Below are 13,249 nucleotides of genomic sequence, written 5' to 3'. Positions count from 1 at the left end.
CCCACCCGCAGCGTCGAATCCATGCGCGGCCCTGACCGACAGGAAATCCGCAAAAGGCGACAGCGCGAGACCGCCGGCGAATATCGCCCAGGTGATTGAGGTTGAACACTGACGCGCCGACTTCTGCGCTGTCGAATCGCTCATCCGCCTCGCAACTGCGGTTTTACTCATGACGTGCTCTCACCACATCGCTCCCAGATGAAAGCCGCTGCAATGCAACCAGGCTCCAGCGAACCGTTGTGCGCAGGAGACGAAGAGGCCAGAGCGCTGCGATGTGCAACGACGCACGCGGCTTTATACGCGCCTTACGTTCCTGCTCGATACTGCTCGATAGCCGCTCGAAGTCTTCCCACACAGCATAGGGGCGCAATTCCGCGACGCGAGCGCCGCCCTCGTCCCGATGCCACGGCCAGTCGTCGAGCAATGCTCCGAGTGGGCCTTCACTGTAGGTAAGCGCCTGCCGAGCAGCCTGCGCGGATATCCAGTAGCCCACAGACCCAGATGTCCATTGTTTGAACGGAAAGCCGACCCGCAGTCCGCCAACGCTCGCGCGCCACCTGAGCGGTTCATTAAAGTAGGTCCAGGATGACGCGGCGCGACGCAGCTTCGATCGTCCCAGCAGCACAATGTCGGCGACAGCCGACAACTCGGACTCGTCGGCATGCAACACACGTTCAAAAAAAGCCGGTTCGAGAATCGCGTCGTCTTCGAGAATCACGGCGGCGCGGCCGGTGTCCACGACCTTTCGCCACACCGACCGATGGCTCATGAAGCACGCCACCTCCGCACTAGTCAGCGAACGTCCGTAGCGGCGGCGAGCCGCGGCGTCGTCGTAGACGGCATTCAGTTCGCTATGCGTGAGCAAACGCCCGTCGACCGCGTCCTCGATATGAAACTCGACGCCACGGTCGGACAACAATGCTGCGATCGCGTCGCGGCGTCCCGAGCGAGGCAGAGATATGACGTGAATGGGTGCCAGACTTTCCATCATCGATTCAACAATTGCGTAAAGTGGTGGCGCAAAGCCGGCTTGCTCAAGATCATCGACACGTAGACGACCAGCAACACCGCTTCTGCGACAAGCAGCGATATCGCCGCCCCCTGGGCGCCGAAGCGCGGCGTCAGAACGATCGCCAACACGACGTTCAGCACACCTGCTGCCAGCATCAACAACGACCGGATACGAGCGTTGCCGAACGGCACCAGTACTTGCAATCCGAGGAAATAAGCCAGATTGCCGAAGACGGTCGCAAGGCAAAGCATATTCAGGAGCGACGCGGCACCTGCGTAGCCGCCGCCCAATACCAACGTAGTGAGCGGTGCCGAAACGCGGCCGACAAAGACCAGTCCGCCAAGCGTGGCCAACACGGTGGCGAGCGCGCCAAATACCGTCAGCCGGGCGGCGGACCTGGGCTGCGCACCGAACAACGAAGTGATACGCGGATAGCAAACCGTGTTGATTTGAGCGGGTACCATGTTGGCCACGGTCTTGAGCTTGTCGGCGGCCGTATAGATGCCCACCTGATAGGGCGTGGTCATTGAAGCGAGGATGACCGCGTTCGTCACGCCGAAAAGACTTACGGACGCCGAGGAGACGAACATGTCGGCACTTTCCTTGATGCGCTGCATGACCGAGCGCACCGAAACGGAAGGGCGTCGCAACACGTCCAGGCGCCGTGCCGCAACCAGCGAGAAGACGCCGGTAAAAACCGCCGCCCCTGCCTGGATTCCGGCTGCGAAAGCGACATCGTCGCTGTGACGCACGAAGACGAAGGTCAGCGGTAAAGCCGCAAAGCGGCCAGCCAATGCTACTGTCGCAAAGACTGAGAAACGCTCCAGCCCTTGCAATAGCCAGTTCAATGTAAAGACATTGCCGATGACCATCGGCCAGGCTGCGAGCACCACGGGAAACACCGAAGCCAACTTGCGATCGAAGTGCGCAACGACCAGCAGCACGGCAAACGCGATCACACACAGACACGCTTTCGCGGCCATCGTCGACCATACAAGTTCGTTCAGCCGCTCCGGATGCCCCCGGCGCTCGACCACCGCTTTGGGACCGCTGAGAAAAAATCCCCATTCGGTCACGAGCATGCCGTATGTGGCAATCGCCGTCGCATAGCCGAGCATGCCAAAATGCGCCGCCCCAAGCACCCGCGTCAGATAGGGAAAGGACGCAAGCGGCACGAGATAGTTACCGATCTGCCAGACCATCATCGCCACGAAGTTCGTGCGCATACGCGGCGTCTTCAGCATCGGCATGCTGCCCGTAGTTCCCCGATCACTCACGAACGGCTCCAATTGGGGGCCGACGAGCGGCGCGCGCGATCACGCATGCGCCAGCACCCCACGCGTGTCGATCACCACCTTCGCCTGAAAGCGGACGGGATCCACACGCCGAAACTGCGCATGGTCGACCAGAATGACAATAATGTCCGCCTCCAGCAGCGCTTCGTTCAATTCACAGAGGCGAACCTTGCCATCGAGCGATGCCGGCAACGTTCTCACATTCGGTTCGACGACGACCACCTGGCCGGCGAATCGCTCCGCTAGTTCGTCGGCGATTTCGACGGCCGGGCTTTCGCGCAGATCGTCAATATTCGCTTTGAACGCCAGCCCGAGACACGCAATCACCGGATCCTTGAAGCGCCGCGCCGCGCGTTCCACGCGCTCTATTACATAGCCCGGCTTTGCGTCGTTGACCGTTCGCGCGGTGCGGATCAGGCGCGCCTCGTCCGGCGCAGAGTCCACGATGAACCACGGATCGACGGCGATGCAGTGGCCCCCCACTCCCGGCCCCGGCTGCAGGATGCTCACCCGCGGATGGCGGTTCGCAAGACGGATCAACTCCCATACGTTGATATCGAGCTTGTCGCAGATGATCGAAAGTTCGTTCGCAAAGGCAATGTTGACGTCGCGGAATGAGTTCTCCGTCAGCTTGCACATCTCGGCAGTGCGGGCATCCGTCAGGATACAGTCGCCTTGCACGAAGCTTTGATAGAGCTCACGCGCCAGCTCGCTACAGCGCGGCGTCATGCCGCCGATTACGCGGTCGTTCTCGACCAGCTCGCGAATCACGTGGCCAGGCAGCACGCGTTCAGGACAATGAGCGATGCGGATGTCCGACTGCTCGCCCGCCTCTTGCGGGAAGGAGAGATCGGGACGGAGTTGTGCCATCCAAGCTGCCATCTGCTCAGTTGTCCCAACCGGTGAAGTCGATTCGAGGACGACAAGGTCGCCCTTCTTGAGCACCGGCGCGATCGCCTGGCTCGCTGCTTCGATGAAGCGGAGGTCCGGCTTGTAGCCGTCGGAGAAAGGCGTCGGCACAGCGATCAGAAACGCGTCCGCAGGCTCCGGCGTGATGGTCGCGCGCAGATAGCCTTGCGTGACTGCCGCGTGCACCAGCATGTCGAGTTCAGGCTCGACAATATGAATGGCGCCACGGTTGATGGTGTCGACCGCATGCTGACTGACGTCCACGCCGATGACACGTTTGCGGCGTGCCGCAAACACGGCTGCAGTAGGAAGCCCAATGTAGCCGAGGCCGACCACCGAAACAGTTTCAAAATCCATTTCTTTTCTATATCCGTAAGCAGGGTATGTTCGCTCAGACCGCCAGAGCCGGACCGAAACGTTTTTCAAGTAGCGCGCTCGCAATGCGAGCGCAAGCATGGCCGTCGCCATAGGGGTTGCCGCGCACGCTCATCGCCTGGTAGACGGTTTCGTCGCACAGCAGCTGCGATACGGTCTGGATGATTTTCTGCACGTCGGTGCCGACAAGTTTCACTACGCCCGCATCGACAGCCTCCTGACGCTCGGTGGTTTCGCGCATCGCAAGCACCGGCTTGCCGAGCGAAGGTGCCTCTTCCTGAATCCCACCGGAGTCGGTCAGGATCAGATAGGCACGGTCCATCAGACAAACGAACGGCAGATAGTCGAGCGGCTCGATCAAATGAACATTGGCAATGCCGCGGAGAATCCGGTTCACCGGCTCGCGCACGTCCGGGTTGAGGTGAACCGGGTACACGATGTCCACGTCGGGATACGAATTCGCGATCCGAGCCAGCGCCGTGCAGATACGCTCGAAACCGCCGCCGAAACTCTCGCGCCGGTGTCCCGTCGCCAGAATCAGGCGCCGTCCTGGCGACAGCAACGGGAGATGCCGCTGCGCTTCGTCGCGTAGCCGCGTATCGCTTGCCAGTTGCTGCCGCACGTGCAGGAGCGCGTCGATCACCGTATTGCCCGTTACCACGATGCGTTCGTCCGGCACGTTCTCCGCGAGCAGATTCTGTCGGGCGCGCTCGGTCGGTGCGAAGTGCATCGCGGCAAGCACGCTGGTCAGCCGACGATTCGCCTCTTCCGGCCACGGCGACAGAAGCTCACCCGTTCGCAGGCCCGCTTCCACATGGCCGACGGGCACGCGCTGGTAAAACGCCGCGAGGCTGGCGGAGAAGGTTGTCGACGTATCGCCATGCACCAGCATCAGGTCCGGGCGGCAGTCCTTCAATACATCCCGCATGCCGAGCAGGATGGAACTCGTCACGTCATAGAGATCCTGATTCCGCTTCATCACGTTCAAGTCGAAATGAGGACGGATCTGGAACAGGTTCAATACCTGATCGAGCATCTCGCGATGCTGGCCGGTTACGCAGACGAAACAGTCAATTCCCTCGGCGCTCTTGAGTTGCCTCACGAGAGGCGCCATCTTGATGGCCTCAGGACGGGTTCCGAAGGTAAGCAGAATCCTCTTGTTCATAAGCGAGTGGTTGGCTGGTCGCGCACCTGGAAGCGCCGCGACACGACTATCGTGGAAGACGCCGCGTGGCGCCGTGACTAGATGCTGCAATCCGTCATGCGGATTTTTCGGCCCCGTATTCGGAGAACGCGCCGTACGCACTGGCCCGTTGCGGAACGTCGTTCAGCAGAACGCCGTCGACGGTATGGCCGCCGTTACTCAGCTGACGCACGCTCTCCTGGAGTTCGGCCGCAGAGTGCCGTCCGTGACGAACGACGAGTAACGTCAGGCCCGCGTGCTTGCCGATCAGTACCGGGTCGGTCACGGCCAATACCGGCGGCGAATCGACGATGACCACGTCGTACTGTTTGCTGAACTGTGCCAACAATTTGCCGAAGGACTCGCTCATGAGCATTTCGGCCGGACTCGACGCAACGCTGCCACTCATTAGTACGTCGAGGTTGGGCAGGACCTGGTAGTGCACCGCGCTTGACGGCTCGACTCCGCCGATCACGTCTGACAAGCCGGGTTTGCTCGGGAGCGAAAAGTATCTGTGCACGTCACCTCGGCGCATGTCCGAGTCGACTAACAACACGCGTTTGCCGCCAGCCGATAGCACCGCTGCCAGATTCACCGAGAGAAACGACTTGCCGACGTCGGGCCTTGGCCCCGTCAACATCACGATGTTGTTGTGCGAATTGAGCAAGCCGAACTGCAACGCCGTTCTCAAGCTACGGATGCCTTCCACCGCCACGTCATCGGGTTGCGCCGCCGCGAGCACGTTCAGTTCCGACCCGCCGCCGCGAGCCGATTGATGCAACGTCCGCTGCCGCGCGCTTCGAGACACGATCGCGTACACCGGCACGCCGACCGCGCCTTCGATTTCCGACGGCGTCTCGAGTCCGCGATTCAAGGTACTACGCACGAATGCGATAGCGCATCCGAGCAGCACACCGATCAGGCCCGACAGCGCGATCACCAGCGCTTTCTTCGGTTTGACCGGTTTTTCGGCTACCTCTGCGTAGTCGACCGTGTGGACGTTGCCGAGTTGGCCCGCCTTCAGCACACGCAACTGCTGCGTGCTATCCAGCAGCTTGGTGTACAGGTCGGTGTCGACCCGCACGTCGCGCATGAGGCGCAGCGCCTGTTGCTGTGTGCTCGGCAAAGCCGCGACTTTCTCGTTGAACGAGCGTTGTTGTTCCTGCAACTCACCGATCTGGGCGTCGATCGCCTGCACGGATGGATGTTCCGCCGTGTAACGCTGCGCGAGCGCGGCGCGCTGCTGCTGCAACTCGACCAGTTTGGTTTTGCTATCGACGATTGATTGCAGCAGAAGCTTGCCCTCTGCTTCCAGATCAACAGTGCCGTTTTGCGCGCGGAACGCGTTATATTTGGCCTCGGCCTCGTCCAGATCCGCACGCAGTTGGGGAAGCTGGTCGGCGAGGAACTGCAGCATCTGCTGTGCTTGCGCGGACTTCCGGTCTACATTTCGCTGAACATAAATGCTCGCCACGCGATTCACGGTAGCGGCGATCCTCGCAGCATCCCCGCCTTCGAGCGAGACGGCGACAATACCCGACTGTTTGGCCTTCTCGCTAATGTCGAGTGCGGTCCGCAGATCCGCTGTCGTCAGTTGCGTCGAGGCCCTCGCCAGATTGAACGACGTGCCAGCGCGCGCGACCATGTGGTCCACTCTCAATTGCACCGGCCCGAACCGTGTGACGCCCTGCTCCGCGATGCCCACGCGGCCGCGTAGCACCGTATGGCCATCCGCATCGCGCAGTTCGAACGCCTGATCCGCACCGACCATCAATTTGAAACGCTGATCGTACAGCGCAGCTGGGACGTCGAATTGGGTCACGCCCAAAGCCTCTCCGCCCCAGGCGAAACTGCTCATTCCGAGGAAGGGACTCGCCGGACTGCCGGCCGGCGCCTGCCGTGCGATCAGCGCGCCGATCAGAGGAAATCGGTGCGGCGTGGCATTAACATCGAGATGCAAACTCCGGACAGTTTCTTCGACCACCATTCGCGAACGGATAAGTTCGATTTCCGCGTCGGTCGATGCCTTGCTCTGGAACAGCGAAGCGAGGTCGCCTAGCTTGTCGTTGAGCGTATCGCTGCCGGGGTCGCTGTCGACCTGAATCATTACATCGGCTTTGTACAGAGGCGTGCCGAAAAATGCATAGGTAATGCCGAGAAACAGCATTGCCGCCGTGGTCAACACGATCAAGAGCCGATTTTCGCTCAGCAATGCGAAAACTTCGGATAGCGTGATTTCCTTTTCGCCCAGCGCGTCGGCCGAGCGTTCTCGATCAAGTAATTTCATGATTTAGTGCGTCAGCCTGATAATGTCGTCGCACCATTTCAAAACGCTGTGCTCGATTTGCGCGAAGGCCAGTTCGAAAATGACACGATGCCGCTGATATGGATCCACAATGTCGAGCTGTTCATGTTCGCCCAGACGAAAAACCTTTCCTCTTGCAGAAGGAAAGCGATCGAGAATCAACGTGCGCTGGGAATTCGTCATGGCCAGCACGACATCCGCCGCGCGTACGTGTTCGTTGCTAAGCGCCTCGGCTACATGACCGCTGATGTCCACGCCGTGCTGGCATGCAACCTGAACCGCGAGTGGATCCGCGTGCCTGCCAACGAGCGCTCGCGTACCCGCGGAACTCACTGAGACAGCAGGCAGCGCCCGTTCAAGAATGGCCCGCGCAACCGGACTGCGGCAAACGTTTCCCTCACACACCATCAAAACCCCGGTCATTTCGCAATGACTCCAGCTGTCAGACCCGTGTTAATCAACGGCATCAACAGACTCAACACGCGATTGAAGCGAACAAGACCGCTACCATCCACGTACACCACGTCCTTCGGTTGCAATTCGAAATCCTTCGCAAGCAGCATCGCGACCGGTGAATGCGCGTCGAGGTGAAACACCTGCGGCGTCCCGGTCAGTGAGCCGCGGATCACGAACATCTGCGCGGCATCGGCGGTCGAAGCGTTCACACTGCCGGCCTGCGAAAGTGCATCGGCCAACGTCATGCGACCCGTTCGGCGTGGAATCGCCGAAACCGGTTTGTTGACTTCACCCATCACATACACGTCGTTCTCATCGCGCGAAACGACACGCAGCAGATCACCCGCCTGCAGAAAGAGGCGCGACGGGCTCAATCCTTGAGCGAGCATTTGCGTCAGATTCACGCGATAAGAGCGATCACCGCGCACCAGAACGAGGTCGCTCTGATCGGCCGCCTCACTGAACCCACCGGCGCGGCTGACAGCTTCGTAAAGCGTCATTGGCACATCGTTGACCGCCAGCACGCCCGGGCTATGCACTTCCCCGTCGACGTAAACTTCATGCGCGCGGTAAGAAGCCATTCGCACTGTCACCTGCGGCTTGACGAAGTACCTGGCAAGCGCACTGCTTAGCCGCTGCTGAATCTCTTCGGCGCGCAGGCCCGCCACATGCAGCGTGCCCGCATAGGGAAATGTGAGTGCGCCGTTCTGGTCGACGACAAATCCCGCAAGCGGATCTCCCGGCCTCGTCGACGATTGGGTTTGCGAAGAGCCGAGTGCCGCAGCGAATTCCGGATGATCCCAAACGACGATCTGCAGCACGTCACCGGGACCGACCGTGTAGGCCTGGGGCGCTCCAGAGAGTAATTGCGAAACTTCGAGCTGCTGCTGTTTGCGGCTTTGTGCGAGCTGCGAAATCAGCGCAGCATCGAGTTCCGTTATCGCGATGTCTGGCGTACCACTCGTTGCACTCGCCTTTTCGCCCGGCGCACCAATGCTGGTTTCCCCAGCCGTGCCGGAAGTGACATACGTACCCGAGTGATCCTGCGCCTGAGACGTGTCCATCCTCATCCCCGGCGCCACCGAGCACGCACTCGCCAACAAACTTACTGCCGTCATCACCACCCCAAGCCTGAAGGCGGGTCTGGCCAGAAATACCGCTAACATCGTGTTCAACCTATTCAAACCAGCGTGCCGAGGCAACGCTCTCGCCACCCAACATCGGGCAGATGTAATCCATAACTCGTGGCGATCTCTGCCTTTCTATGCAGAGTATTGCCTCACAAAAACTCGCCGGCGCCACATCGCGAAACCGCATTTCAATACGCATTCCGATGCAACAACCCTCTCACCACCGTCGCCAGCACAATCCGCATATCCAACCCAAACGACCAGTTCCGCAAGTAATACAAATCGTGCTCAACTCGCGCCTGCATCTTCTCGACCCGATCCGTCTCACCGCGAAAGCCATTCACCTGCGCCCACCCGGTAATACCAGGCTTAATCCGGTAGCGATGGATATACCCATCGACAATTCCCCGATACTGATTATCGTGTTCGATCGCATGCGGCCGCGGCCCAACCACCGACATTTCCCCACGCAACACATTCAGAAACTGCGGCAATTCATCAAGGCTCGTGCGACGTAAGAACGCGCCGACACGAGTCACCCGCGCGTCTCCTCGCGTGGCCTGCAGAACCACACCTGGCTGCGCCGAGTGCTCGCGCATCGAACGAAACTTGTAAATGCGAAAGACGCGTCCGTCCGCACCCTTACGCCGCTGGGTAAACAACACCGGTCCCTTCGAAGTCGCCTTGACGGCAACCGCAATCGACAACATCACTGGCAACAAAGCCAGCAGCGCCACACTCGCGAACAACCGGTCGAAAACCGCTTTCTGAACCAGCGCGTACGGTGTCATCGGCGAGGCCATCAGATTGATCGCCGGCGCGCCGATCAGATCGACCACGTTTCGATCGAACATCGCGAGACTGCGCACATCAGGAATGAAGCGCAAATTAACAAGGTCACCACTGAATTCGTCGAGCACCTTCAGCACGGTGTCTTCTTCGGACATCGGCAGCGCGATCCATACCTCTTCAATCTGTTCACGGCGCACCCAGTCTGCGAATTCGCGCAGCCGCTCGAACGACGGCAAGCCGTCAAACCCGGACTCACCATCCTGTCGCGTGTTGAACGTGGCAACCGCCCGGAAGCCCGCATCCGGTGAGTTCATGATGTTGGCGATCACAGCGTCGCGATGCGCGCCGGCGCCAACCACAGCAACCATTCGCAGATTCCGGCCGCCACGTCTCATCCGGCCGAGTACCGCATGCACCACCCACCGCGAAGCGACCAGCGCCGCAGCGGCGATCACGGTCCAACTCACGCACCAAAGCCGGGACACCGACGCAGCGCGATGAAGCAGGAACAACATCGCGAGCCCGCAGGCTTGCACGGCGATCCAGCCGAGCACCAGTTTGACGCTCAGCCGCCATTTCGAGCGGCCACGCCATGAGCCATACACGCCGAACCAGGGCAGCAGCAAAACAGCGAACGCAATATCGAGAGCGACGAAGGCGCCTTCGAGAATCGAATACCCTGAGCGAGGCATGAACAGCAGCGAGGCGAGCGCCGCCGACAACGCGATCAACGTCGCATCTAGCAGGCGCGCCAGCACGCTTTCCATCTCCGCCAAATCCCGGCCAGCGGTTTTACGAATCACCGTGTGCATGAGACCGGGCCTAGCGCGGAGCCGCCGATCCGACACCGCGCGACTCCCGCACAGACGTCACACGCAAGAACACAACGGGATAACTCACATCAAGCTTTGACTTCATGGCACCACTCTCAAAATTCCTTTCGCGATGCCACGTGCATGCGCAACTTCTCATAGAGGCCGCATTCTGCGCCCACGAAGATTGGAGAGGCTTAAGAGATTTCCGAATCGTTCGCGGCATTCGTCCGCCATCTCCCCTTGCCTTCCGATTCGGTCCGGTCCTGTCCTACGTTTTTTCGGGCGCCGCGCCACCCATAACCTATCCCTAATGCACCTCTCCACAAACTTTAACTATCCGCAATCGTCCCGCCCCCGTATGCTCGAACAATGACCTGCAACCGTGCACGGCAAGACACGGCATCGGGCAAGCGACTATTCATCGTCAGAGGAGCGGCATCATGAAGATCTGTGTCTTCGGAGCGGGAGCAATCGGCGGCTTGATGGGTGTGCAACTCGCACGCGCCGGTGCGGATGTGAGTTTCGTCGCGCGCGGTCCGCATCTCGCGGCCATGCGCGAGCACGGTGCGCGTCTGATCATGGACGGTGAGACGTTCAGCGCACCGGTGCGCTGCACGTCCGACCCGCGCGAACTCGGCGTGCAGGACTTCGTGATCATTACGCTCAAGGCGCATTCGCTGCCCGGCGTAGTCGATGCAATGCAGCCGCTGCTCGGCAAGCACACGGCCATCGTCACGGGCGTCAACGGCATTCCGTATTGGTACTTCTATCAGCACGGCGGACGCTTCGCCGGCACGCGTCTCACCAGCGTCGACCCGGACGGCAGTCAATGGACGAAGCTCGGCCCCGAACGGGCGATCGGCTGCGTGCTCTACCCGGCTGCCGAAATCGTCGAACCCGGCGTCATCAAGCACGTGTACGGCAAGAAATTCCCGATCGGCGAGCCGAGCGGAGAACGCACGCCGCGTATTCAACAGTTGCACGAGATCATGCAGGCGGCGGGTTTCGAGGCGCCGATCCGCGACAATATCCGCGACGAAATCTGGCTCAAGCTATGGGGCAACCTGTGCTTCAACCCGATCAGCGCATTGACGCACGCCACGCTCGACGTGCTCACCAGCGACCCCGGCACACGCGCGGTATCGCGCACGATGATGCTGGAGGCCAAGCGCATTGCGGATCAATTCGGCGTGCACTTTCGCGTCGACGTGGAAAAGCGTATTGATGGCGCGGGCGCGGTCGGCGCCCACAAGACATCGACGCTGGTCGATCTGGAGAATCGCCGGCCGATGGAGATCGATCCGCTGTTGACCGTCGTGCAGGAAATGGGCCGCCTCGTCGCCGAGCCGACGCCGACTATCGATGTCGTGCTGGCGCTCATTAAACTGCGTGAACGGATGGCGTTGCAAGGAGATTGAGACTCGATAGAGAGCGCGCGATCAGAAATTCGTTCGCTCTCCCGCCTATCGGCAAAGGCAAACATAAAAGGATCGAACGCCAAAACGCGTTCGATCTTTTTTACGCTACTGATCGATGGCGAGCCACACAGCCTTGGGCTCGGTGAAGTTCTCGATCGCGACGTCACCGTGTTCGCGGCCGAACCCCGAGTCGCCTGATCCTCCCCACGGCAGACGCACATCGGTGTAGCCGTATGTGTTGATCCACACGGTCCCCGCCCTCAGGTCCCGCGCAACCCGATGCACCCGGCCGATGTCCGCGCTCCACACCCCCGCCGCGAGGCTGTACAGCGTGCCGTTTGCAATCCTGATGGCGTCGGCTTCGTCGTTGAAGCGAATCACGCTCGCCACAGGCCCAAATATTTCCTCCTGCGAAATGCGCATTTCATGCTCGACGTTGGCAAACACAGTCGGCTCGACAAAGAAGCCGCGCTCGCCCACGCGCGCGCCACCCGTTACGAGCGACGCGCCCTCTGAACGACCCGCTTCGACGTAGCCCAGCACCGTCTTCATCTGCGCCGCGGAGATAAGCGGTCCCATCGACGTTTCGCGCGACGACGGATCGCCGACCTTGATCGACTTCGCGCGCGCGGCGAGGCGCTCGACCACTTCGTCGTACACATCGCGATGGGCGAGAATGCGCGACCCCGCCGAACACACCTGGCCGGTATTGAAGAAGATGCCCGACGCCGCGGCGCGCACCGCGTTGTCGAGATTGGCATCCGGGAAAATCAGGTTGGCCGATTTGCCGCCGAGCTCCAGCGTGACGCGCTTGAAATTGCCGGCGGCGCCTTGCAGAATGCCGCGCCCCACCGAGGGCGAGCCCGTAAACGTCACCTTGTCGACGCCGGGATGCGCGACCAGTGCGTCGCCGACCACCCGCCCTTTGCCCGTGACGATATTCAGCACGCCCGGCGGCACACCCGCTTCAAGCGCGAGTTCGCCGATGCGCAGCGCGGTCAGCGGCGTAATCTCCGCGGGCTTGACGATCAGCGTGCAACCGCACGCGAGCGCCGGCGCGATCTTCCACATGCCGATCATCAGCGGGAAATTCCACGGCACGATCGCGGCGACTACGCCGACCGGTTCACGCAACGTGTACGTCAACGCATCGGGGCGCACCGGCACGACCTGACCGTTGATCTTGTCGCACCAGCCTGCGTAGTATTCGAGCGTATCGATCGCGGCCGGAATATCCTGGCGCATCACCGCCGCGATCGGTTTGCCGGCGTCGAGGCTTTCGAGCGCGGCGAGTTCCTCGAGATTCGCGCGCATCAGACCGGCGAGGCGCATCAGAATGCGGGCCCGCTCAGCGGTCCGAATGCCGTTCCATACTTTCAACGCAGCGCGCGCGGCGCGCACGGCGGTGTCCACGTCGGCGGCGCTGCCTTGCGCAACCAGCGCGATCGGCTCTTCGGTGGCGGGGTTGATGTCGACGGAATATTCGCCGGTGCCGGGCGGCAAGCGCTTGCCGTCGATCAGCAGATCATGGCGCCTGAGGTCGGTTTCAGTTTCCATCA

At 61.0% G+C, this 13,249-nt stretch carries 10 protein-coding genes; 1 reads left to right on the top strand and 9 read right to left on the bottom strand.

Annotation, left to right across the window (positions count from 1 at the left end; all coding sequences use genetic code 11):
• Window positions 1–163 precede the first annotated feature (163 nt).
• From B0G71_RS35425 to B0G71_RS35390, 8 genes are all read right to left on the bottom strand, one after another.
• Window positions 164–988 (bottom strand): glycosyltransferase family 25 protein, encoded by an 825-nt coding sequence (locus tag B0G71_RS35425; RefSeq protein WP_258875797.1) that lies wholly within the window; start codon window positions 986–988, stop codon window positions 164–166.
• Complete coding sequence (locus B0G71_RS35420) at window positions 988–2,289, bottom strand: flippase (protein ID WP_258875730.1); 1,302 nt, start codon at window positions 2,287–2,289, stop codon at window positions 988–990. Before B0G71_RS35420 ends, B0G71_RS35425 begins: the two co-directional genes overlap by 1 nt.
• A 39-nt stretch (window positions 2,290–2,328) precedes the next feature.
• On the bottom strand, window positions 2,329–3,573 hold the full coding sequence (gene wecC / locus B0G71_RS35415) for a UDP-N-acetyl-D-mannosamine dehydrogenase (protein ID WP_116147786.1): 1,245 nt from the start codon (window positions 3,571–3,573) through the stop codon (window positions 2,329–2,331).
• Window positions 3,574–3,607: 34 nt separating this feature from the next.
• The gene (gene wecB / locus B0G71_RS35410; protein WP_116147784.1) at window positions 3,608–4,756 is read right to left on the bottom strand and encodes a non-hydrolyzing UDP-N-acetylglucosamine 2-epimerase; all 1,149 of its coding nucleotides are present in this window, start codon (window positions 4,754–4,756) and stop codon (window positions 3,608–3,610) included.
• A gap of 94 nt (window positions 4,757–4,850) precedes the next feature.
• Window positions 4,851–7,061, bottom strand: coding sequence for a polysaccharide biosynthesis tyrosine autokinase (locus B0G71_RS35405; RefSeq protein WP_116147782.1), 2,211 nt, complete (start codon window positions 7,059–7,061; stop codon window positions 4,851–4,853).
• Between the two features lie 3 nt (window positions 7,062–7,064).
• Window positions 7,065–7,487 (bottom strand): low molecular weight protein-tyrosine-phosphatase, encoded by a 423-nt coding sequence (locus B0G71_RS35400; RefSeq protein WP_243856771.1) that lies wholly within the window; start codon window positions 7,485–7,487, stop codon window positions 7,065–7,067.
• An 11-nt stretch (window positions 7,488–7,498) separates the two neighbouring features.
• Window positions 7,499–8,653, bottom strand: coding sequence for a polysaccharide biosynthesis/export family protein (locus B0G71_RS35395; protein ID WP_116147779.1), 1,155 nt, complete (start codon window positions 8,651–8,653; stop codon window positions 7,499–7,501).
• Window positions 8,654–8,853: 200 nt separating this feature from the next.
• Complete coding sequence (locus B0G71_RS35390) at window positions 8,854–10,269, bottom strand: undecaprenyl-phosphate glucose phosphotransferase (protein ID WP_116147777.1); 1,416 nt, start codon at window positions 10,267–10,269, stop codon at window positions 8,854–8,856.
• A 443-nt stretch (window positions 10,270–10,712) separates the two neighbouring features.
• On the opposite strand from B0G71_RS35390, the gene B0G71_RS35385 reads away from it, so the two are divergent.
• On the top strand, window positions 10,713–11,690 hold the full coding sequence (locus B0G71_RS35385; RefSeq protein ID WP_116122033.1) for a 2-dehydropantoate 2-reductase: 978 nt from the start codon (window positions 10,713–10,715) through the stop codon (window positions 11,688–11,690).
• A gap of 105 nt (window positions 11,691–11,795) precedes the next feature.
• Here the strand turns inward: B0G71_RS35385 and B0G71_RS35380 are convergent, their stop codons facing one another.
• Entirely contained in the window at window positions 11,796–13,247 is a 1,452-nt protein-coding gene (locus B0G71_RS35380; RefSeq protein WP_116147775.1) for an aldehyde dehydrogenase family protein, read from the bottom strand.
• Between the last annotated feature and the right edge of the window lie 2 nt (window positions 13,248–13,249).

The sequence above is a fragment of the Paraburkholderia sp. BL27I4N3 genome (assembly GCF_003386115.1).
Lineage (GTDB): Bacteria > Pseudomonadota > Gammaproteobacteria > Burkholderiales > Burkholderiaceae > Paraburkholderia.
The sequence above is the reverse complement of the archived record's forward strand: the minus strand, read 5'-3'. Positions and strand labels throughout refer to the sequence as shown.

Excerpts from the sequence above, each read along its gene's own strand:
- B0G71_RS35425 (WP_258875797.1), bottom strand. The coding sequence starts at position 988 with ATGGAAAGTCTGGCACCCATTCACGTCATATCTCTGCCTCGCTCGGGA.
- wecC (WP_116147786.1), bottom strand. The coding sequence starts at position 3,573 with ATGGATTTTGAAACTGTTTCGGTGGTCGGCCTCGGCTACATTGGGCTT.
- wecB (WP_116147784.1), bottom strand. The coding sequence starts at position 4,756 with ATGAACAAGAGGATTCTGCTTACCTTCGGAACCCGTCCTGAGGCCATC.
- B0G71_RS35405 (WP_116147782.1), bottom strand. The coding sequence starts at position 7,061 with ATGAAATTACTTGATCGAGAACGCTCGGCCGACGCGCTGGGCGAAAAG.
- B0G71_RS35400 (WP_243856771.1), bottom strand. The coding sequence starts at position 7,487 with ATGGTGTGTGAGGGAAACGTTTGCCGCAGTCCGGTTGCGCGGGCCATT.
- B0G71_RS35395 (WP_116147779.1), bottom strand. The coding sequence starts at position 8,653 with ATGACGGCAGTAAGTTTGTTGGCGAGTGCGTGCTCGGTGGCGCCGGGG.
- B0G71_RS35390 (WP_116147777.1), bottom strand. The coding sequence starts at position 10,269 with ATGCACACGGTGATTCGTAAAACCGCTGGCCGGGATTTGGCGGAGATG.
- B0G71_RS35385 (WP_116122033.1), top strand. The coding sequence starts at position 10,713 with ATGAAGATCTGTGTCTTCGGAGCGGGAGCAATCGGCGGCTTGATGGGT.
- B0G71_RS35380 (WP_116147775.1), bottom strand. The coding sequence starts at position 13,247 with ATGGAAACTGAAACCGACCTCAGGCGCCATGATCTGCTGATCGACGGC.